General features: G+C 36.9%; 23 protein-coding genes and 1 tRNA gene. 16 read left to right on the top strand and 8 right to left on the bottom strand.

Annotation, left to right across the window (positions count from 1 at the left end; genetic code table 11):
* The first annotated feature begins 37 nt into the window (after positions 1–37).
* From LT090_RS13810 to LT090_RS17035, 3 genes are all read left to right on the top strand, one after another.
* The gene (locus tag LT090_RS13810) at positions 38–796 is read left to right on the top strand and encodes a 1-acylglycerol-3-phosphate O-acyltransferase (protein ID WP_068545892.1); all 759 of its coding nucleotides are present in this window, start codon (positions 38–40) and stop codon (positions 794–796) included.
* A 6-nt stretch (positions 797–802) separates the two neighbouring features.
* The gene (gene rraB / locus LT090_RS13805) at positions 803–1,171 is read left to right on the top strand and encodes a ribonuclease E inhibitor RraB (RefSeq protein ID WP_068545999.1); all 369 of its coding nucleotides are present in this window, start codon (positions 803–805) and stop codon (positions 1,169–1,171) included.
* Between the two features lie 68 nt (positions 1,172–1,239).
* Positions 1,240–1,413 carry a hypothetical protein gene (locus LT090_RS17035; protein WP_157726610.1) on the top strand — a complete coding sequence of 58 codons (174 nt, stop codon included), beginning with the start codon at positions 1,240–1,242 and terminating at the stop codon, positions 1,411–1,413.
* Between the two features lie 89 nt (positions 1,414–1,502).
* Here the strand turns inward: LT090_RS17035 and LT090_RS13800 are convergent, their stop codons facing one another.
* From LT090_RS13800 to pepA, 4 genes are all read right to left on the bottom strand, one after another.
* Entirely contained in the window at positions 1,503–2,624 is a 1,122-nt protein-coding gene (locus tag LT090_RS13800) for a DUF481 domain-containing protein (protein WP_068545893.1), read from the bottom strand.
* 114 nt (positions 2,625–2,738) lie between these two features.
* Positions 2,739–5,594 (bottom strand): valine--tRNA ligase, encoded by a 2,856-nt coding sequence (locus LT090_RS13795; RefSeq protein ID WP_068545894.1) that lies wholly within the window; start codon positions 5,592–5,594, stop codon positions 2,739–2,741.
* 15 nt (positions 5,595–5,609) lie between these two features.
* Positions 5,610–6,041: a DNA polymerase III subunit chi gene (locus LT090_RS13790; RefSeq protein ID WP_068545895.1), complete on the bottom strand. Its 432-nt coding sequence runs from the start codon at positions 6,039–6,041 to the stop codon at positions 5,610–5,612.
* Between the two features lies 1 nt (position 6,042).
* A complete protein-coding gene (gene pepA, locus LT090_RS13785; RefSeq protein ID WP_068545896.1) occupies positions 6,043–7,548 on the bottom strand; it encodes a leucyl aminopeptidase in 1,506 nt (501 codons plus the stop codon).
* A gap of 252 nt (positions 7,549–7,800) precedes the next feature.
* Between pepA and lptF the strand changes: the two genes are divergently transcribed.
* Together lptF and lptG are read left to right on the top strand one after the other, a co-directional pair.
* Complete coding sequence (gene lptF, locus LT090_RS13780) at positions 7,801–8,913, top strand: LPS export ABC transporter permease LptF (RefSeq protein WP_068545897.1); 1,113 nt, start codon at positions 7,801–7,803, stop codon at positions 8,911–8,913.
* On the top strand, positions 8,913–9,977 hold the full coding sequence (gene lptG, locus LT090_RS13775; RefSeq protein WP_068545898.1) for an LPS export ABC transporter permease LptG: 1,065 nt from the start codon (positions 8,913–8,915) through the stop codon (positions 9,975–9,977). Before lptF ends, lptG begins: the two co-directional genes overlap by 1 nt.
* A gap of 92 nt (positions 9,978–10,069) precedes the next feature.
* Here lptG and LT090_RS13770 read toward each other — a convergent pair whose 3' ends face one another.
* Positions 10,070–10,558 carry an RDD family protein gene (locus LT090_RS13770; RefSeq protein ID WP_068545899.1) on the bottom strand — a complete coding sequence of 163 codons (489 nt, stop codon included), beginning with the start codon at positions 10,556–10,558 and terminating at the stop codon, positions 10,070–10,072.
* A gap of 276 nt (positions 10,559–10,834) precedes the next feature.
* Here LT090_RS13770 and LT090_RS13765 point away from each other — a divergent pair, with 276 nt between their 5' ends.
* The 10 genes from LT090_RS13765 (at position 10,835) to LT090_RS13715 (ending at position 19,159) form a co-directional block, all read left to right on the top strand.
* Positions 10,835–11,521, top strand: coding sequence for a MaoC family dehydratase (locus tag LT090_RS13765; protein ID WP_082897125.1), 687 nt, complete (start codon positions 10,835–10,837; stop codon positions 11,519–11,521).
* A gap of 314 nt (positions 11,522–11,835) precedes the next feature.
* The gene (locus LT090_RS13760) at positions 11,836–12,594 is read left to right on the top strand and encodes a sulfite exporter TauE/SafE family protein (protein WP_068545901.1); all 759 of its coding nucleotides are present in this window, start codon (positions 11,836–11,838) and stop codon (positions 12,592–12,594) included.
* A gap of 201 nt (positions 12,595–12,795) precedes the next feature.
* A tRNA-Leu gene (locus LT090_RS13755) sits at positions 12,796–12,882 on the top strand.
* A 128-nt stretch (positions 12,883–13,010) separates the two neighbouring features.
* A complete protein-coding gene (locus LT090_RS13750) occupies positions 13,011–14,033 on the top strand; it encodes a tyrosine-type recombinase/integrase (RefSeq protein ID WP_068545902.1) in 1,023 nt (340 codons plus the stop codon).
* Entirely contained in the window at positions 14,023–14,508 is a 486-nt protein-coding gene (locus LT090_RS13745) for a hypothetical protein (RefSeq protein WP_068545903.1), read from the top strand. The genes LT090_RS13750 and LT090_RS13745 overlap by 11 nt, the downstream gene beginning before the upstream one ends.
* Positions 14,501–15,127, top strand: coding sequence for a hypothetical protein (locus LT090_RS13740; protein WP_068545904.1), 627 nt, complete (start codon positions 14,501–14,503; stop codon positions 15,125–15,127). The genes LT090_RS13745 and LT090_RS13740 overlap by 8 nt, the downstream gene beginning before the upstream one ends.
* Positions 15,128–15,145: 18 nt before the next feature.
* Positions 15,146–15,979 carry a hypothetical protein gene (locus LT090_RS13735; RefSeq protein WP_068545905.1) on the top strand — a complete coding sequence of 278 codons (834 nt, stop codon included), beginning with the start codon at positions 15,146–15,148 and terminating at the stop codon, positions 15,977–15,979.
* A gap of 552 nt (positions 15,980–16,531) precedes the next feature.
* Complete coding sequence (locus LT090_RS13725; RefSeq protein WP_068545907.1) at positions 16,532–18,010, top strand: AAA family ATPase; 1,479 nt, start codon at positions 16,532–16,534, stop codon at positions 18,008–18,010.
* 239 nt (positions 18,011–18,249) lie between these two features.
* Positions 18,250–18,561: a hypothetical protein gene (locus tag LT090_RS13720; protein ID WP_068545908.1), complete on the top strand. Its 312-nt coding sequence runs from the start codon at positions 18,250–18,252 to the stop codon at positions 18,559–18,561.
* Entirely contained in the window at positions 18,554–19,159 is a 606-nt protein-coding gene (locus LT090_RS13715; RefSeq protein ID WP_070795989.1) for a hypothetical protein, read from the top strand. Before LT090_RS13720 ends, LT090_RS13715 begins: the two co-directional genes overlap by 8 nt.
* A gap of 26 nt (positions 19,160–19,185) precedes the next feature.
* On the opposite strand, the gene LT090_RS13710 is transcribed toward LT090_RS13715, so the two are convergent.
* Genes LT090_RS13710 through LT090_RS13700 form a run of 3 tightly spaced genes read right to left on the bottom strand, consistent with a single transcriptional unit; the run spans position 19,186 to position 21,853 of the window.
* Positions 19,186–20,025, bottom strand: coding sequence for a hypothetical protein (locus tag LT090_RS13710; RefSeq protein WP_068545910.1), 840 nt, complete (start codon positions 20,023–20,025; stop codon positions 19,186–19,188).
* A gap of 17 nt (positions 20,026–20,042) precedes the next feature.
* Complete coding sequence (locus tag LT090_RS13705) at positions 20,043–21,182, bottom strand: hypothetical protein (RefSeq protein WP_068545911.1); 1,140 nt, start codon at positions 21,180–21,182, stop codon at positions 20,043–20,045.
* Between the two features lie 14 nt (positions 21,183–21,196).
* Positions 21,197–21,853 (bottom strand): hypothetical protein, encoded by a 657-nt coding sequence (locus tag LT090_RS13700; RefSeq protein ID WP_068545912.1) that lies wholly within the window; start codon positions 21,851–21,853, stop codon positions 21,197–21,199.
* 410 nt (positions 21,854–22,263) lie between these two features.
* On the opposite strand from LT090_RS13700, the gene mads1 reads away from it, so the two are divergent.
* The gene (gene mads1, locus LT090_RS13695) at positions 22,264–22,440 is read left to right on the top strand and encodes a methylation-associated defense system helix-turn-helix domain-containing protein MAD1 (protein WP_068545913.1); all 177 of its coding nucleotides are present in this window, start codon (positions 22,264–22,266) and stop codon (positions 22,438–22,440) included.
* The last annotated feature ends 10 nt before the right edge of the window (positions 22,441–22,450 follow it).

Here is a 22,450-nt window from a genome sequence, read left to right as displayed (position 1 = left end):
ATAATTGCCGCCGTTATTCTTAGATTTGGGGTTATTTGTGTTAGCTGCTGTTCGTATTATTCTTGTTGCCATTTTATTAACTATCATATGTACATTATCGATTTTGATGTGTGCGATTATTCCGTTAAATCGTAATAAAGCTTACTATACTGCTAAGTATGTGGGTAAGTTAGCGATCTTATTTGGTATTGATGTAGAAATTAGAAAGCCAAAAGGTCATGACGATAATGGACCTGCTGTTTATGTGGCGAACCACCAAAACAGCTACGATATTTTTACCGTCAGTGCGGCATTACCAAGAAAAACCGTTAGTGTAGGTAAAAAGAGTCTGCGTCTGATCCCATTTTTTGGCCAAATGTATTGGTTTACCGGCAACATATTGCTTGATCGTGGCAACCGTTCAAAAGCACATGGCACAATATCAGCGACTGCAGATAAAGTAAAAGAACGCAAAATTTCAGTATGGTTATTCCCTGAGGGTACCCGCAGTTATGGTAAAGGCTTATTACCGTTTAAAACAGGTGCGTTCCATACCGCAAAACAGGCAGGCGTTCCTATCATTCCTGTTTGTGTGAGTAATACTCACGATATGGTTGATCTAAACCGCTGGGATAATGGAAAAATGATTATCGAGTATTTGCCGCCAATCACAGTTGAAGATAGTACTCGCGAATATATTCGTCATTTCGCTAATAATACTCATGAGCTGATGTTAGCAAAAATTAAAGAACTGAGTATTGAAGCAAACAATGAATTGGTTGATGCCTCACAAGATAAAACTGTTAAAGCAGGGTAAATGATAATGACTGAATTAAACGATGCGCAAACGCAAGAACTTCAAGAATGGTATGCTCATACTGATGCACTAATTGATGAACTTGCAGAAGACGGTTCAAACCCTGAAGTGATGCATACCATAGAGCATCACTTTGCCAGCAGTAATTTTGAAACCTTAGAAAACGCTGCTATCGCTGCTTTTAAACTTGGTTTAGAGGTTGAAGAGCCTGAAGAAGCCGTATTAGAAAATGGCGCTCGAGTATTTGCATTTGATATTACCACGGAACAATATTTAATCGCAGAAGACTTGAAAGCAGAAACTAAAGAGATGTTTGAATTCGCAATTAAATGCAATGTCGACTACGATGGTTGGGGAACCTATTTCGAAGAATAATAAGTAAATAGTAATTTGCTCGTATTTTGAGGAAAGTAGTTTGAGGAACGCATTTTGAGGAATATATTATGAGTTGGTTATCAAGTGTTATGCGACCTGAAGTCTTAGCACTATTAATTCCGGTTATTGCAGTTATTGCAGTGTTTGGTAATAAGGCATTGAAATCACATCATCAGCATATTGAGCGCATGGAAAAGATACGCAACGGCATCGACCCTGACGCGAATAAAGAAGAGAAATAAAAGACAATCAACGTCGTTTTATTGAAGAAATAAAAAAGAGCTGCAACAGCAGCTCTTTTTTTGACTAAATTTCAAATCAGAGTTCTGATTTAGAATGAATATTTCAATCCAACGACAAATAAAACATCCGTCTTCTCAGGGATTTCATCATTTTCATCGGCAATAGGCTCTTTAACATGGTCAATTATTGTTTTCAGTTCAATATCGAAATCTTTAATCACTTCTATTTCAATACCAGTCTCTAAATTATGAACCACACTTCCTGACTCTTCTGATACAAACTTAGCTCTATAGTCAAAATAAAATTCAATATCATTGGTAATATCGCGTTCGTAATGGGTTCCTAATATAATAACCGGCGAGGTATCATCTTCATCTTCACCTACCGCAACTTGTTCAAATTCAGTGTATTGTACTGAAGGACCAGCAAACACATCCCATTTAAAACCTGATTCATCGGCAATTAGATAACCGGCAGCAACACCGATGGTGGCTTGGTTAGCAATATTTTTAAATTCATCGGTATAATACTCAACCTGAGGCATTCTAAAAAACACCTTACGAGAATAGAACCAATCATAAGATGCCAATATTCGGTGGTTTTCTTCAGTTTTTACGTTTTCTTCAGTATCAGGATCTTCAACTTCCGAGAATAAGCCAGTGTATGAAAATAATATCCTATCGGTTGATGTCAATCGGCGAGCATTGAGTTGTGCAGTGTAATCAAAGCGCTCCGAATTACCTGATTTAAAGTTCAAACCAATACTCAAGTCGCCGTCCCAGAGTCCTTGATCACTTTTTTCAGATGGGGCAATTGATAACAACATCGAGCGTGGAATTTTTACGCCAGGTTGATCTGCAAAATGCACGGTATCTTGAGTAATAATTAACTGTCCATCGAGAACTGTATTGTCATCTTGTCTGATACTCATCACATTTTTAGTTCGTATTTGGCGGACATCCTCTAAATCTATTTTTAACAGGCCAGCTTCTTCACTATCAAATTCAACAGTATCTTGATACATCGACACTAATTCGCCCGCTAAAATTTCACCTTTTTTTGTTAGTAACCAATCGTATTTTGTTGGCACTTCAGGTACTTCCATCGGCCATGAACCCACTTTAGAGTCGGCTGCTAAAGCACTAAAAGTGGTCACCGAGGCTAGAATTGCCGTTAAAACAGTCATGGCAACTTTAGACTTAAAATTCATACTACTTACCTATATTATTAATCTGTATCTACTATACATAAAAATTTAACAAAAAAAAGCCAGAAAATCTCTGGCTTGATTATAATTGACTACCTATTTAAATTGTATTGATTGTTACAAATTCGAGATAGTTTGTTTCTGCTCTAATAACTTATCAAGAAGAGATTCTGCTTCACTAAGCTTCTCTTTTTCTTTGTTAATGACCGCCTCAGGTGCTTTACCTACAAAGTTTTCGTTGCTCAGTTTGCCACGTGTGCGTTGTACATCTTTTTCAAGCTTTTCGATAGCTTTAGTGATACGAGCTAATTCAGCTTCAACATCGATTAAGCCAGCCATTGGAATTAATACGCTCATTTCACCAATAACGGCAGTCGCAGATACTGGACCATTATCTTCATCGCTGAGAATATCAATGCTTTCTAATTTCGCTAGTGAGCTTAAAAATGCACTATTTTGCTCTAGACGACGCGCATCTTCAGCACCCACATTTTTCAAAAACACCGGTAATGGTTTACTTGGAGCAATATCCATTTCACCACGAATGTTACGAATAGCAACGATGAAATTTTTCACCCATTCCAAATCGCTTATCGCTGTTTGATCTACTTGTGATTGATCAAATTGCGGGAAGCTTTGCGTCATGATGCTATCACCATTTACGCTGGCATTGGTCAGTGATACCACGCGTTGCCAAATAGTCTCGGTGATATATGGCATAATTGGGTGCATTAAGCGTAATAGTTGCTCTAAAATTGTCACTAAAGTATGACGTGTGCCACGTTGCTGCGCTTCGTTACCTTTAAATAATACCGGCTTAGTAAGCTCAAGGTACCAATCACAGAACTGGTTCCAAGTGAACTCATACAAAGCTTGTGATGCAAGATCAAAACGGAAGGTATCAAACGCTTCATGAACATTTTGTACTGTTTGTTGGAATTGCCCAATGATCCAACGATCAGCAAGTGAAAGCTCCATATCACCGCCATTGAGACCACAATCATGCTCTTCTGTATTCATTAATACATAGCGACTTGCATTCCACAGTTTATTGGTGAAATTACGGTAACCTTCTAAACGTTTCATGTCCCAGTTAATATCTCGGCCGGTTGACGCTACCGCAGATAAAGTAAAACGCAATGCGTCTGTACCGTGCGCTTCAATACCATTTGGGAATTCTTTTTTAGTAAGTTTAGTGATTTTGTTTGCAAGCTTTGGCTGCATCATATTACCTGTGCGCTTTTGCAATAAATCTTCGAGAGAAATACCGTCAATCATATCCAATGGATCGATAACGTTACCTTTAGATTTACTCATCTTATCACCGTGATCATCACGAATAAGCCCAGTCACATAAACTTTCTTAAATGGTACTTGCGCGGTACCATCTTCATTTTTTACAAAGTGCATGGTCATCATGATCATGCGTGCTACCCAGAAAAAGATAATATCGAAACCGGTAACTAACACATCGGTCGAGTGGAACTTCTTAAGAGCATCAGTATTTTCTGGCCAACCTAATGTAGAGAATGTCCAAAGCGCTGATGAAAACCAAGTATCTAGAACATCGCTATCTTGATTTAATACAACATTAGCATCAAGATTATTGTTTGTGCGCACTTCTTCTTCACTGCGCCCAACATAAACTTTACCGGTATTGTCATACCATGCTGGAATACGATGTCCCCACCAAAGTTGACGAGATACACACCAGTCTTGAATGTCACGCATCCAAGCAAAGTACATGTTTTCGTATTGCTTCGGTACGAATTCAATGTCGCCATTTTCAACTGCCTTGATTGCAGGCTGCGCTAATGTTTCAGCGCGTACGTACCATTGGTCAGTAAGTAGAGGTTCAATAACAACACCAGAGCGATCGCCATAAGGCACGGTTAAATCGTGATCTTTTACTTCATCTAAGAGACCAATTTCTTCGAATTTAGCAACGATAGCTTTACGCGCTGCAAATCTGTCCATACCTGCAAATTCTTGCGGTAAGGCTGGACTGTAAACATCGCTCACTTCACCGTTAACATCAAAAATTTGTGCTGCTGACAGTATTTCGGCATTGTTGGTTAGGATGTTTATCATCGGTAAGTTATGACGCTTACCAACTTCATTATCATTAAAGTCGTGAGCAGGCGTGATCTTTACACAACCGGTACCTTTATCCATATCTGCATGTTCGTCACCAACAATTGGAATTAAACGATTTACTAATGGCAATAGGATATTTTTACCAATAAGCGCTTTATAACGCTCATCTTCAGGGTTCACAGCAACACCGGTATCACCTAACATGGTTTCAGGACGAGTGGTAGCTACGACGATATAATCTTTACCATCAGCTGTTTTTACGCCATCAGCAAGTGGATAGCGGAAGTGCCACATGTGACCTTTCTTGTCTTTATTTTCTACTTCTAAATCAGAGATAGCAGTATGAAGTTTAGGATCCCAGTTTACTAAACGTTTGCCACGATACAGTAAATCATCTTCAAACAAACGAACGAATACTTCTTGTACGGCATTACTCATGCCATCATCCATGGTAAAGCGTTCACGTGACCAATCGATAGAGTTACCTAATCGACGCATTTGTTTGCCAATGGTACCGCCGGATTCTTCCTTCCATTGCCAGATTTTATCGATGAAAGCATCACGGCCGTAATCATGGCGAGATTTTTCTTCTTCAGCAGCAATTTTTCGCTCAACAACCATTTGTGTTGCGATACCCGCATGGTCAGTACCAACTTGCCACAAAGTATCTTTGCCTTGCATACGCTGATAACGAATTAGGGTATCCATAATAGTTTGCTGGAACGCATGCCCCATATGTAGGCTACCTGTCACATTCGGTGGTGGAATGGCGATACAGTAACCGTCACCTTCACCGGTAGGACTAAAATAACCTTTTTCTTCCCAAGAAGAATAAAGAGCTTGTTCAATTGCTGAGGGATTAAATGTTTTTTCCATGATATTACTTTTTAATTACGCTAGTTGACCAATTTGCTCAGTGCTTACTTGTAAGCCAAGTTGCTGATATCCGCGATAACGCAGACGAGCTAACTTTTTAAGAGTTTCATCGTTTGGTACAAAATCATATGTCTTGTTAAATTGACCGGCAAAGTTTGGAACTTCGCTGGCCAAGTTTATTAATACATTTCGCAGATTCGTTGGCGCTTGCCAACTAATCTCTACAGGTGAGCCTTTAAATTGGCCTTCACCGGGTAAGTTATGTGGAACAAAGCTGTCGCTATCAAATGACCATAACATTTCATCGATTTTATGAGCCATCTGCTGGTCATCACAAAAAATAAATACCCGTTGATTGTTACGATAAAAATCAGCCGACAGCTGACAGGCAAGCATCAGGTGATCTTGTTCACTATCGAGTAAATTAAAGATTACCTGTTTTGCCATTTTATTCGCCTTGTTCCTGACCACTACGGTTTAATAAGAATTGCGTTAACATGCTCACTGGACGACCGGTAGAACCTTTATTTGCGCCACCACGCCATGCAGTGCCAGCAATATCAAGGTGAGCCCAATGATACTTCTTAGTGAATTTAGATAGGAATATACCAGCAGTGATTGTACCTGCCGCACGACCACCTAAGTTAGTAAAGTCAGCAAAAGGACTTTCAAGTTGGTCTGCATAGTCGTCCCATAAAGGTAAACGCCATGCGCGATCACCTGATTGATCAGAGGCATTAAGGAGTTCATGTGCTAACGGATTGTGAGAGCTCAATAAACCAGTCGCATGAGCGCCGAGTGCGATAACACAAGCACCAGTTAAGGTTGCAACGTCAATAACTAACTCAGGATCAAAACGTTCGACATACGTTAGTGCATCACATAGTACTAATCGACCTTCGGCATCGGTATTTAAAACTTCAACCGTTTGTCCTGACATGGTGGTTAAGATATCACCTGGACGATATGCATTAGCATCGGGCATGTTTTCACAGCCAGCTAAAACGCCAATAACGTTTATTGGAAGTTGTAGTTCAGCAAGTGAATGCATGGCGCCAAGAACACCTGCAGCACCACCCATATCGTATTTCATCTCATCCATGGCTTCACCAGGCTTAAGCGATATACCACCTGAGTCAAAGGTTAATCCCTTACCAACGAATACCACTGGTTTTGAATCATCACCTGCGCCGTTGTATGTGATTACGCTCATTAGTGATTCATTTACACTACCGCGACCAACCGCTAGGTATGAACCCATGCCCAATTCTTCCATTTCTTTTTCATTAACAATATGTGTTTCGATGTTGTCATATTGCTCGGCAAGTTGATTTGCACGATCAGCAAGATAAGCAGGGTTACAAATGTTTGGTGGAAGGTTTGCGACATCTTTACATTCTTTGATACCTGCCGCTACGCCTAAACCATGGCTGATAGCGCGCTCGCCCATAGGTAATTCACGTCGTGTTGGTACGTTAAATACGATTTTACGTAGCGGACGGCGAGGTTCTTCTTTGCGAGTTTTTAAGCTGTTAAAGCTGTACAAACAATCTTGTGTTGCTTCTACTGCTTGACGCACTTTCCAATAAGTGTCGCGGCCTTTAACGTGCAATTCAGACAAGAAACAAACGGCTTCCATCGAACCTGTTTCGTTTAATGTATTGATTGTCTTACTGATGATTTGACGATACTGACGTTCATCAAGTTCACGTTCTTTACCACAACCAACAAGCAAAACACGTTCGCTTAAAATGTTTGGTACTTGATGTAATAACAACATCTGGCCAGATTTACCTTCTAAGTCACCACGACGAAGCAGGTTAGAAATATAACCACCACTAATTTCGTCAAGTTGCTCAGCTACAGCTGACAAACGACGAGGCTCATATACACCAACGACGATACATGCACTGCGTTGCTTTTCTGGGCTGCCACTTTTTACACTGAACTCCATGAACACTCCTATTTAATGCTTAATTACTTGTTTTTGGCTAAATTTGTTCGTTTGAACTTGCTAAAATAAGGTTCAAGACGATAGACTAAATAATACAAATTTTGTCGCGTTAGGCTATTATTATAGCTAGATTCAGCGGCAAAGCATTGTTGCTTGTATTCTTGCCAAAATTTAATTGATTTATGAAAACGGTAAGTTTACTTAAAAATTCGTCTGTTGTCAGATAAAAACTAGGTTTTTTGGATAAAATCATTGATTATTTTTCGTTATTTGTTAAATGAAGTAGGTCGTACCCAGTTAGGGGTTTTCGTTGTCTTAATGACCATCTTTATTAGCCAAAAATTTGTTCGAATTCTGGGGGATGCATCCGATGGCGACTTCCCTGCAGAAATGGTATTTACCTTTATGGGACTTACTATTCCTCACCTTATGGGCATAATGCTGCCATTAAGCTTGTTTTTGGGTATTTTACTCGCTTATGGTCGGATATACGCCGAGAATGAAATGACCGTGCTCCATGCTTGTGGCGTTAGTGAGTGGTATGTCGTTCGTGTTACTTTAATTGCAGCGATTTTTACGGCAATTCTTACCGGTTTTTTTACCTTGTATTTATCTCCATGGGCTGCAGAACGGGAGTATCAAGTAAAGGAAAAACTCTCCAAAGATGTTGGCATTTCAGCGCTAATTGCCGGAAGATTCCAAAAAACCAGTAACAGCGATGCCGTGGTCTATGTACAAAGTAAAAACCAAGACCAAGAATTGGAAAATATATTCGTCGCTCAATTACCGAAGAAAAATGCAGATTCAAAACACGATAAAGTCAACGTGATTTACGCCAAAAAAGGCAAAGTAATTGAAGATGACAATGGCTCACAGCGGTTGATCATGGATATGGGCAATCGATACGAGAAAAATAAAAAGACCAATGAATTTCAAATAATGAGTTTTGCTAACTATGAGCTGCAAATTCAGGATCAAGAAATTGAAGAGCGTCGCCGAAAAATGACGGCAATATCTACCTTCGAGCTGTTGAATGACCCGTCACATGAAGCGGCAACTGAAATTCAATGGCGATTATCATTTCCATTATCAGTCATTATATTAACTTTGATTGCTGTGCCGCTGTCTGTCGTAAATCCAAGGCAAGGTAAGTTCGCAAAAATGTTCCCTGCATTATTACTATTTCTTGGTTATTTCTTGTTATTAACCAGTGCTCGTTCTGCGATGGATGATGGCAAAATAGCGACTTCGGTAGGTTTGTGGCCAATTCATTTAACGGCATTATTTGTTGGTTGGAGCTTTCTACTTAAAAGTAGAGGCAGCGGTAAACGCTTTAAAGCAAAACTTTCGAGAGGCAAAAGTTAATGCGCATTCTCGATATATATATTGGTAAAGTCATTGCCACTACAACGTTTTTAACGCTTGCTGTGTTAGTCAGCTTAAGTGGAATTATCAAGTTTGTTGAGCAAATGAAAGCCGTCGGACGGGGCAGTTATGATGTGTTAGATGCAGCCTTATTTGCCTTTTATTCCATCCCTCGTGATTTGGAAATATTCTTTCCTATGGCTGCTTTAGTTGGAGGTTTAATTGGCTTGGGGATGATGGCAAATAATAGTGAACTTGTGGTGATGCAAGCCGCTGGATTATCTAAGTTAAAAATTATTCAATCGGTAATGAAAACTGCGGTTATATTAATTTTGTTAAGCATGGCGGTCGGCGAGTGGCTGGCGCCAGAAGGTGAAAGAACGGCCAGGGAACTTCGTGCACAAGCTATTTCAAGTGGTAGCTTGATATCATCGAGTTCCGGCGTCTGGGCTAAAGATGGCGAATTTATCGTTCATATTAAAGAGGTTGAAGATACTGGAACATTAAAAGAAATATCGCTGTATAAATTTGATGAAGAGTTAACTATGCAAACTTGGTTAACCGCCAAGTATGGAAAGTGGCAAGGTGGTGAGTGGTTATTAACTGATATCGAAACCTCTGAGTTTACACCTAAATTGATTTCGACTACGACAGAAAATAGTAGGCTTTGGACGTCATCTTTGACACCTGACAAACTTGGTGTTGTAACGGTAAAACCAGAGTCGTTATCTGTTCAAGGTTTAATTAGTTATTTAGATTACCTTGAAGAAAATAAGCAAGATACAAGTCGCTATGAACTGGCATTTTGGCGCAAAATTATGCAGCCAATTACGGTGGCAGTGATGCTATTAGTGGCAATGTCATACATTTTCGGGCCATTGAGATCTACTTCGATGGGGGCTCGGATTATGATGGGTATAGGTACCGGTATCACCTACGACTTCGTCAATCGAATGTTTGGTTCAATGAGTCAAACTTTTGAGTTGCCGCCAATTCTTGGGGCAATATTACCCAGTGTATTGTTTGTCTCAGTAGCGATATTTTTCCTCAGCCGGAAAAATTAGTGAACTAGTTACTGAACTAATTATTGGAGCAAATAAGTGCTTCAGATGAAAAAGGCATGCATTGCAGGCCTTTTTCATCTAAATTTGGAAATTTATCCCATAGCGGCGCGATTTTCTTCAATCGTTAATACCACTACTTCCGTTTTAGTCATTCTATCTTGTAATGATAATTTGTTTTTTCTATCAAAAATCACCAGTAAATTTCCTAAACCAAATAAAGAAAATACTAATCGGGTTAAGCCTGTGGTTGCAGAAATTCGAGTGCCATCTTGATTTTGTACGCGCAAGCGCCAGGCGCGCATACTAATAGTTTGGCCGCTTTTCACCCAAAAATAGACAAAGAAAAAACCAACCCAAAATAAGTTCCAACCGTAGATCAAGAAAGAATATAACAATGAATGTTGAAGTAAATCAGTAGCGTGCTCAAACCCTTGATTGTTGATTGCTCCTTCGTTAAACAAATAACCAAAGACTGCAAATGACAAAAAACCGGCACACATATATACAGCTATCGCTAAAAGAAAATCGTATAAATAAGAGCCCATACGGCGACGAAAACCGGCTCTAGGGAATGATTCCATGGATTTAATAACTCAATAATAATAATTTCTCGAAGTTTATCACTACTAAAATGAAAAGCCTATATCACAGTTTGTTTCGTCGTCAGCTATAGTTATTAAGCCGCGGTTGAAGAACTCTATGGATATAAAGCAGTTAAATTATCATCAAGAATATTCTTTGGAGTCACTCATGCTTATTGATTAAAAGTTTCAGCGTACAGGTGTGCTTTGTTGCAAATGATAATAAGGTTAGAATACTCAACATTGAGTTAACATTTTATTGAAAGGATGTATATTTTGAATGTTGTCGAGTTTATTCGCGAACGAAAGGAACAGTTTCATCAGCGAAATAATGATTTTAAGGCCAAATTAACGCCTAAGTTTCGCAATATTTCAGAACTGTTTAGTGACAAGATCACTAAACCGCTTTCTAATACCTTGAATAACCCTTGGCTTTCCAAATTTAGCCTTAGCGAGTCTGATGAATTAGCTAAAAGTGATGTTGTCGTGCAGACACCTGAAGCCGAAAAAGCTTACAATGAATTGTTAGAAAAACTTGGCCAAGAAACCCATTTAGGTGAATGGTTTACTCTGGAACAAGAGTGTATCAATCAATTTGCTAAAGTCACGCACGATGAACAGTGGATCCATACTGAACCAGAGCGCGCAGCCAAAGAGTCCCCGTTTAAATCGACAATAGCCCATGGATTCTTAACCTTATCTCTGATTCCTAAGCTTACTGACACAGTAAACCCCGATAATAATATTTATCCGGATGCTCGAATGGTAATTAACTTTGGTTTAAATCAAGTTCGATTCCCATTTCCAGTGAAAGCAGGTGCCAGAGTTCGAGCTCGCACTAAACTGATTGAACTAAAACCAATGAAAAAGAGTATTGAAGTGGTCAATGAAATTAGCATAGAAGTCGAGAACTCGAAACGTTTAGGTTGTGTTGCCGAAACCGTTTTTAGACTTTATTACTAAGATTTCCCCTGACTTGAACAATTAGTTGTATCGTAGCTGCTGCAGACATTACTTCAAAAAACAAATAACACTTAATGTTTAAGTTGGGTTTTCATGAAGCAAAAAAAAGCCTCACTAAGGAGTGAGGCAAAAAAGTATTTCAGGGAGGAAAACTATGAAAGTTAACTGTGATTAATAATAAACTTTCCTGAAAAAATAGCTGTTAACCAATTGTAAAACAGTGCAATAGTTTGTTGTAAAATAATCGTTAATATCTCCCTCCAACATGTTATTGTTATTCAAATAGCTCAAGTTCAAAGTAATACCAAACCGCAATGCTCGATCAATTTTTATTATTCTTCGTTAGTTTAATCGCCAATACATTATCTTCTTTAGCGGGAGGTGGTGCTGGTTTGTTGCAGTTACCTGCTCTTATATTTCTGGGTTTACCCTTTACGACAGCGCTTGCCACTCACAAGATCGCTTCAGTAGCACTCGGAGTTGGTGCTTCGATTAAGCATTTGTCGGTGAATAAGTTTCGCTGGCCTTTAGTGTTTATTATGATTGCCAGCGCATTGCCAGGCGTTATTATTGGCGCCAATGTTATTTTGTTAATCCCTGAAAGCATTGCCATGGTTTGTTTAGGGATATTAACTTTTTCATTAGGCCTATACTCGATTAAAAAACCTGAATTGGGACTCAATGAAACGTTAAGGAACCTAGATCTTAGAGGCTACATTATAGGCAGTATAGGCTTGTTTTTGTTAGGCGTACTTAATGGTTCACTTACCTCTGGTACAGGTTTATTTGTTACTATTTGGTTAGTCTACTGGTTCGGTATAAGCTACACCAAAGCAGTATCATACACTTTAGTTCTAGTAGGTATTTTATGGAATGGCACTGGTGCGATAACATTTGCGCTCATCGGCAACATTCAATGGTCATGGATGGCGGTATTAATTCTTGGCTCACTAATTGGAGGTTATTTAGGGGCCCATTTAGCTCTTACTAAAGGTAATAGATTAGTCAAAAGAGTATTTGAATCGATGACGATTTTAACAGGCATTGCTCTGATCACTAAAGCCTTCGCTTGAATTTTATACAGACAGTAAAATAAACCAATAAAAATGCTTGCGCGACAATATAACTGCTCTATAATGCAAACCATCAACGCAAGTTGACAGTGTGCCGGTGTGGTGAAATTGGTATACACGACGGATTCAAAATCCGATGTCTTTTGATAAAACTCTTATTTTATATGAGCGTTAATCAAAAGATAAAAATGTAAAAACGTTGCCAGCGTGATGAAATTGGTAGACATAGGGGATTCAAAATCCCCCGTTAGAAATAACGTGCCGGTTCGAGTCCGGCCGCTGGTACCATCTATTTCTTGTTACATCACAAGCAAGAAATTAAAGAGTTTGGTCACTCTTTAAATTGGAAAAAATCTCTTAATACTGCGGTTATCCTTTAACTAATATGTGCAAATATGTGCACTAAGGGTAACAACATGGCAGCAATCCAAACAATCAACCGTAAAAACGGTAAGCGTTATCGTGTGCAAGTTATGCGCAATGGACGTCGAGTCGGTAAAGTATTCGATAAAAAGAAAGACGCAGAAATATTCTTATCCCAATTAACAATTAACGATGATTTTGCGAATAGCTTAACTCATAGTGCACTTACACAATTAACTCTAAACGATGCTTGTATTGAATATTTAAATCAATATAAAGGCAAAGATCAAAGCCAAGCTCAAAGGCTAAGACATTGGCAAAATGAATTTGGTGAGAAACCTGTCGGTAAAGTCACTAAGTTTGATATACGAAAAACGTTAAAATCACTATCCTTAAATAACTATGCCCCTGCAACAGTTAACAGATATAAATCAAGCATTAGTGCGGTATTTTCGTATTTAGCTGAAGAATACGATACAGATCACAATCCAGCTCGTGAAGTTAAACAATTAAAAGAAGATAATGCTCGAACTCGTTTTTTAACCGATGCAGAAATATCCAAACTTTTACATTCAGCAAAAAAATCTAAATGGGATAGGCTTTATCTTTTAATATTGCTAGCGCTAACTACAGGGGCTAGAAGAACAGAAATGCTGTCTCTAAAATGGTCTGATATAGACTTTTTAAACCGTTCGGCGAGCCTAGATATTACAAAAAATGGACAAGCTAGAATTCTACCTCTAACTTTAGAAGTAGTAGATGAGCTAATGAAGTTTAGACAAGTCGGTTCTGGTTATGTATTTCCACATAAATCACATCTAAATAAGTATTACCGAAATTTTGATAAACATTGGCAGGCTTGTTTAAAAACAGCGTCGATAAACGATTTTAGATTCCATGATCTTCGCCATAGTGCAGCATCTTTGCTGGCGAAAAGTGGAGCGTCTCTTTTAGAAATATCTGAAGTATTAGGGCATAAATCTATCACTATGACGCAACGATATGCGCATTTATGTATAAAACATAAAGCGTCTTTAATTGATAATGTGATGGGAAGAATAGGAAATGAACTTTAGAAACTTAGCCATTTGGATGATCTATGACTGTGAGCAAGAGAAACAAGATTACAATGAATATTTTGCGACATTTATTTTAGAGTTTATATCTTTATCTTTACCCGATAAATTTAATGATACTTTAGAGATTTTAGAAAAATTAAAATTAGAGTTTCAAAAGTTAGTTGAAAGAAAAAGTAGAGTTAAAAAACGAGGAGCACCAAAAATTAGTGACCGAGTTTTTGAATATACTTGGGCACTGGCATATACAACAAGTATAAATTCCGCGGCTAAACAACTAGGTATGGATCGTCAGAGCATTAAATATAGAATTAATGAGCTAATTAGTCGCACAAATAATAATTATACCTACGACCAAATCATGAATAGAAATAATAACTTCATGTGGCTCAGCGCGAAGTCGATTCTAGCTCAAAAAGAAATGGCACCAGCTAAAATTTCCTTTAACTTTAAACTTACTGTACCTAATGAATAATTTAGTTATATTTTGTGCTGATATAGGCTCAATTAAAGCCAATAAATTTGGCTGGGCAGCCAAATATTTAAATAGTAATCAAACGCTAACGGGAACAGATATAGAAGTTTTTGTAGATGAAATATCTAAAGCACTTGATGATGAGTATAAAGTAGCCATTGGTTTTGAGTGTCCTTTATTCGTGCCGATACGAAGTAACCCTATATATGTTAACTCAGCTCGAAACGGCGAAGGAAATCGAAGTTGGAGTGCAGGTGCTGGAACTGGAGCACTAGCTACTGGGCTAGTAGAGGTTCTTTGGGTATTCAATAAGTTATCAGATATTAGAAGAACTGTATCATCAATAGAATTTGACTGGGACAAGTTTATTAATCATAAGGCATCAGATCTCATTTTTTTGTGGGAGGCCTTTGTTACAAATAGTGCAAAGGGAAATTCGCACACGGATGATGCAGTAATAGCAATCGATAAATTTGTGAGTGGCTTACCAAACGTAAATTCTATTAATGCAATTAAAGAGAAAGAAGTATTGTCATTAGCAGGTGCTGCTGCACTAAGAGCTGGTTTAACAAAAGATGCAGGTATCTTGGCTAAACCTTGCTTAGTTATAAAAGCGTAGTTTATCGAAGGAGGTGAAATGAGTCAGTTAGCCATAGGAAATATTGATATAAAAGAATCTGTAGAAGAGTTCTTTAAAGCCCATGACAACCCGTATGTCGAGTTTATTATAGATGACAAAGTTGACTTTGAAGCTATTCAGGGAATATTTAAGTTTATTAGTGACGAAGCTGTATTGAAATACACGCCCAATGTAAAAAAAATATTTAAAGCTTCTCAGTATGATTATGTAAATAGCCAGAACCTTTTAGACAGTGAGCTTTATATGGAGCTAGCAGAGCAAGATTTAGTTAATGATAGCTTTGATATGAAGTTACAAGATTCAAAGCTTAAAATTACTGAATTGAAATCTTTTATTGAACAGTACTCATCGAAATTAGACGAATCTTATATCGCAGAAATACAAGAATTACTTGATGGCTGTGATAGAGCTTTAGCGCTGATACCAAAAAAAGTAGTGATTAGTTGCATTGCAGGACTAATTTTAACCCAAATGGGTATTAATGACGGCCGCAAGCAGACTAAGTTGATATGGGGAGTTAGTTGTTCGGATGAGGAAGATCCGGTTCATGCATTGAATTATGGAAAAGAATTCACGCTAAAAAGTGCTATGAAATCAGGCTTAGGAATTAGGTATGATTGTAATTGTCAGATAAAGTTTATTAAAACGTCCGATGAAAATATAATTGTACTTAAGACATTAGATTCGCTTGTACCTAAAGCTGTTGAGAAAAATAAAAGCAAGCAAATGGCTAATAAAGTATCGACTAGTAAATCGAGTAATACAATAGTTATCATTGCAGGGTTGTTAATTTGCGTTGCTTTGATAATGGTATTGTTAAAAAACTCATAAAGATCAATTTTTCATATATTAAGGGCTCATTTTTGAGCCTTTTTTTGTGCCCATTAAAATAAATATTAATTTTTCCCCATGGGGGAAAAATGTTTTTAATATTTCCCCAATTTTAGAAAAAACAAAAATATATAAAGATTAAGTTGACCTGGACAAACCGCAATTACTAAGAGACTAATTGAAATGAAAGACTTAACTAAATATACAACCGATTTAAGCAACTGGGTTCCTAGTTGTGAGATCCATACTCAGTTCCCTCAATTTAAACCATCTCAACTTAAACACTTGTTTTGGAAACGTGAAGAACATGTTGGGCTAGCTAAATGCTGCAAATTAGTAGGAAAACGACTCTACGTCTGTGTACCTGTATTTGGACTGTGGCTAGCTGGCGAATTTACGACTGACAAATAAAACACATGCTATTTGCATTAATACGCAAAGGGGTTAATAAAAATCTAAACATATAGCTATGCATGGTTTGCATAGCAATTTAAAGAAAGTAAAGCACCGCTTAGTTTTGCAGACCAGAGCGATGCTTTAAAGGATTACTATATGAACTATACCAAAGATTTAAATGTGCCGGCAAATATTAATTTATATGAGCGTCGCATTGAATTAGAACAAGCGATATTGGGTTGCTTAATGATTGATAATGGAATTTTGCCGATAGTTAGAAAAGCAGTTAAACCAGAATGCTTTTATCATTCAAGTAATCGTAATATCTTCAAGGCAATTTGCAATGCAATCGATGAGGATATTGCCGTTGATCTAACTACGATAGAAACAGTACTAAATGATGCAGAGGTTATAGTTGATAATCCAATAGCTTATCTTGGCAGTATAATGAAACGAGTATATGTTGCTAATATCGAATCATATTCCAAATTACTATTTAAGTACTATGCTGACGAACGAAAGCGAACTGATTTACTGTGTGCCGCTGATGGCGATGAAAAAGCACTTAAAAGGATTAGGAGTGGATTTCATGACCAACTTGATTATCAGTCTGGCGGTATCAAATATGCAGCAAGCTTTGAAGGCTACGATGCCAAGGTAGATTACCTTATTAAAAAGGTGATCCCCGCTGATGCTTTTGGGATGCTTTATAGCGGTCCCGGTGAATTCAAATCATTTTTGGCTATATCATGGGCTTGCCATGTAGCTACTGGAATAAAATGGAATGGGCTAAAGGTTAATCAGTCTGGTGTTCTTTATATTGCTGGAGAAGGAGGTGTTGGTATACCCAGAAGAATCAAGGCATGGTCAGATCAATATTATCAAGGTAATGAAATTCCTAACCTATTTCGAATCAACCAAGCAGTGCATCTGGCTGATGGTGATCAATCATTTGAATTGCTCCAAGTTATAGAGCGAATCAAAATCGATACTGGCGTAGATATAAAATTTATTATTGTTGATACGTTGGCTAGATGTTTTGTAGGTGAGGAGAATAGCGCTACTCAAATGGGAGCATTTATTAGAGGGTGTGATCATGTAAAGCAAAAAACTGGTGCTACATTTTTAATTGTGCATCATACGGGTAAGGATGAAACTAAGGGCGCTAGAGGCAGTAGTTCATTAAAAGGTGCATGTGATTATGAATTTAAAATAAAGCGTCCTAATAAAGATTCTGGCGGTATGGCGATAAACCTATCCAACCCCAAAATGAAAGATGATGAAACTAACGAAACCGTTGGATTCACATTGACAAAATCTCATTTATATTTTGACGAAGAAGATGATGAAATCTCTAGCTTAGTTCTAAATGATAAAAGTCATGAACCTGTGCACGAAAATGAAATAGATGACTCTCTCACATCGAACCAGCGAATTATGATGAACACAATTAAATCCAATCTCGATGATAACGAGGAAGTATATTATAAAACAATACGAGAACAGCTTAAAAGCGATGATATTCCACACTCTATTTATCACAATGCAAAACGTCTAATAAATAATCTTTGTGAGAATGATTTTATAGAATACAACCATGAAACAGGGCGTATTAAACTCGCTAAAACTCATTGAGTACTCAATGAGTTTTAGTGAGTTGATGATTATTATCACTCAACTCATGCGTATAGGTATGAGTTGAGTGAGGAACTCTATTATTAAGAAAGAAATGTGCTAGTGACGAATCGGATATTAAATCATATGTAGCTAGTTGATATTTTAATGTTAATTATAAAATATGTGCATGTTGATGTGTAAAACCGAATGTACTGTCTAGTTCTTCGAGTTTTAGCTAGTAATTATCAGGTGAGAAAATGACGACCCAAAGAGATAATAAAGGTAGGTTGATAAAAGGCAGCAGTTTAAACCCTAAAGGGCGTCCCAAAAAAACGTCCAAGTCATTACCATTATCGTTAACGAAATCTGCAATAAAACAATTGGAAAGTGCTCTGAATAATGGAGAAGAGTGGGCTATCAAAGAAGTATTAAAACGTTCAATACCAACACTCAAGCCTATCGACAACTCAGAATTAGAAAGCCTTAAAACGGACCTAGCAAGACTTGAGTTAATTTCCTTACAAAATTCCATTCGAATATTAGAAAGTATTGGTGATGAATATGAGTAGTAAAAAACAAGAGCCTTTAACTTTAGAAATTTTTGGTTTTGTTTTTACGGAAGAGGAGCTTGATGAAATTATGAATGAAGTAGATATAGAACATCAAAAACGATTAGAACATGACCAAGCTCAATGGTATGCAGAGCATATTAATAAGGAAGTTGCATATAGTACATACGAAAGCGGCTACAACTATGAATCTAAAATTTATGAGATAGCGAGAGAAAAGTCGCATAAGGATGTGGAAATAATTAAAAAGCTTTTAGATGACTGGGGTTACTATGGTAAAGCTAAATTCTATATTGGTTTACCAATAGGCGATTACATGATGTTTAGTTATTTTTTAGAAGCTAGACAACCAAACGCTTCTTCCAAAGCCATTTTAAATAAGGCTATTAGCGGGGATTTGAATGGTGCATTGAGTGATTTAACAGCTAGCAATAAATCTATTAGAAAAGGGAGTCAAGATGAAAGATTTTGTAAACACCTAGGTAAGTTAAAAGTAAAGGGCGTGAAAAATTTAGATCCAATAAAATTGATTCGTGATTTAGCAATAGCAACTAGAAATAAAAGTGTATTGAACAAACTAAAAAATTACAGCTACTAATTCAGAATAGAGAAGGGGACTAAAACTTAAACTAAGCCTACGTACTTTAAGCCGTTCATAAATGCGTAGTGACCATTTATGACATTATACCTAAATACTTGATTCCAACCAGCCCACATTGCATTAACACGCTCGTTTGGTGTTCCATGGTGGTTAGGACTGTTAAAATTCTCATCTCCAATTTCGTAAAGAGAATTGGCTAAAGCTTTTATGTTAAAGCTTCTACCACCGGAAGCCTTTATTGCTAATAACCATCCTGCAACGAAATCACTATGTAACTCCTGCTGTTTTCCATCAACGTTGATGCCCATTTTAAATTGCTTTATATGAGCCCATTCATGTGCCATAATCCCTACAATTGCAGTGCTCCATTGAGCTATATTTTTCCCTCTTTTATTGACTTGATCCCATAATAAATTTTTACCAAATATCACAGTACCATCTCCTCCGCCTAACAACTTTTCTGGAGTGGCAAAAGCATTCGGAGAGCTACCATCATCAAAAAATGCAAACTTAGGATTTACTCCGATAAAATCGCGCATAACATTAGTTTCAAAACGCATCATTCTGTCTACGTCCGAATTACCAGAAGAGTTAACTATTTTAATCTGGTCTCTAAATTCTGATGATTCAGCACCCTTTAAGGCACACCCCACTTTTTTATTTAGAAAATCATTCGTTTTTGAGATAGTTGGCGATGGCCAGCTCGCATCTCCAATTAAAGAAGGATCAACATATTCTCCTTTATTAGATTTTCCGGTCACACCTTTTTGGGGCCATCCACTTTCACTGGCAAAGCATCTGTGACAAATAGCAGTACTAGCCAAGTAAGAATAAACCAGTTTTACAAAAATCCTTCTGTTCATACCAAGATCACTTATAATTAATTTTTCTTTGGTTCAAAATCAAACTTAAAAACCAATTCGTAAGAGTTTTTTCTTGTTGATAACTCATAACCGTATGCATTTACACTAATTTTATTTTTTGATTCTTTCTGAAAATTCTCTTCGATTGTCTTTTTATTCTTTTTATATTTTGAAATATTAAGTGTATAGTTTAGTTCTTCATTCCCCACTACACACATATCAATCATGCTACCAAAGTCATATAATGTTTCTTGTGCATTTTTTGCTGATCCAAAGAGCCATTTACAGCGGTACGACTTTTCAATTAAAGGTGCATTTTTTAACTCGTCAAAATTTTCATATTGACCTTCAACGTCTATTGAATATTTACATTCTTTCGCGTTTGGTAATTTGAATACTGTATCTCTTGATTGACTTGTTTTGTCTTTTCTTGAGCTACTCAATGAACGATAACTATACTCTTTTTCATTTATATATTTATTGCCATTTTCGTTTCCTAGTCCATTAAGTAAAGCATATTCATTATCGATTAGATTATTGAGAACAGTTTTAATTGGTCCGCAATAATTGCTGTCTATTTTTCTCTGTTGAGTCCATTGTTCTATATTATATTTAGAAGCATATTGCTTTGAACCAAAATTTATTTCTTTTTTAACAACAATTTCAGGGCTATACATTGATCTATACTTTCCCGAAATTATTGAAATAGCAGGAATGGTACGGCCATTGTTAGTGTTTTTTAAAAACTCCAAACTAGGTATGTATTTTTTATTTCTTAACAACACATATAAGTCATCGTCGCTTCGATCTTCGAATGTAAAGTTTTCACACTGATTTTTTGAAATACTAGATTTAATTTTTTGAATCTGTATATCAGTTAACATCGGGCAATCTATGTTTTGTCTAAAATTTATTAATTTAACCCCTAAAGGGTTATTGATATTAAGTTCACTTTCTATAGACAAATTACATTTAAGATCTATAGCTTTGAACTTAACTTCTTTATTCATTCTCTTATAGCCTTGACTGAAAAAATTTGTTGTTAACTTTTCTGATTCGTTAACTAACATGTCAAAATCTTTACAAACTCCATTACCGAATGAAACCTTGGTTATGAAAATAGTACAAAGAAAACAAAATTTTAATTTTGAACTCATACACATAATTCCTTTTAAATTTCAAAACTTTCTAATGAAAAATATAAAAAGTAGCTACCTCTGATATCTATAATTTTTACTCTAATAGAGTGATCTCTAGTTGTGCCTCTTTGGATGTATTCAATTCGTTCATAAGTAAAATCGAAATACTTCTCAGGCTCATCATTTGTATTGAGTTCGATGATATTTAGTGCTTGATTATTAATTGCTGCTCGCTCTGTCAGTTTGCCTTCAAAAACATCTTGAGCAAGAACTTCAAACTTTTTTCTAATAGAATAGCTTCCACGTCCAACATAGTTGTCTACGTCCCACACACCTTGAAAAGTACTTTTGCATTTTCCTATTGTTTGCATTAAATTAAAGTAACCGGCTACTGCTTGTTCGAAATTATCCCCGTAATCCCATTCACATTCGAATTCATTACTTTCTTTACTAATATCAATGAGGCATTCACTTGCACCTGGCAATATTATTTTTGAAATGTACTCCTTTGATGAACCATACCCGTAATGAGTTGATATCTTTGATAAATCTGTTTCGGTTTTAGAGCTGATTTTCTGAAAATTAGACCAAGAATCTTTAAGGATATGAGTTATATATTCACAACTATTTTGTTTTCCAGCACAGCTAAAGCTGATAAATAAAAATATAAAGGAGTATAGTCGAGTCATTTTCTAATTCCTTATTGAAAACAATCTTAATCCAAATACTACGTATTTTTAGACTTTCGGTTAGTTATGGTTGAAATTTATACAGTGAAGCTTAGTCAAGTTTGAATATATATCAAATTTAATGCTCGTTTCTATAAAACTACGATTAACAACCAGCATTACTGCAATAGACATTAAACGAACTTGTTTAATGTCTTACTAATGATGAATAAATTGCATCAATAATATGGACTGTTGTTAGTTTGGAGTTGGATTAGTTGAACTTTCGAAGGGCGACGGACAAACAATCCGACGTAGCTTTCAGCTATTATTGGGTAATTGAATGCATATGTGTAAATAAAAGTGCAATATTCTTGTTTACTCCCTAATTTTCTCATAAGCTCTATTTAATCATATTTAGAGCTTATCTCATGACCGATCAAATTCAGACGCTCCAAGAAGTTGCGGAGTATTTAAAGTTAACTGAAAAAACGGCGTACCGTTTAGTCGCTGAAGGCAAACTGCCAGGCTTTAAAGTTGGTGGTGCATGGCGTTTCAAACGCGAAGACCTTGAGGCTTGGATTGAAGCTCAAAAGAACAATAACTAGAGACTGTCAA

This window comes from Thalassotalea crassostreae, assembly GCF_001831495.1.
GTDB lineage: Bacteria > Pseudomonadota > Gammaproteobacteria > Enterobacterales > Alteromonadaceae > Thalassotalea_A > Thalassotalea_A crassostreae.
The sequence above is the reverse complement of the archived record's forward strand: the minus strand, read 5'-3'. Positions and strand labels throughout refer to the sequence as shown.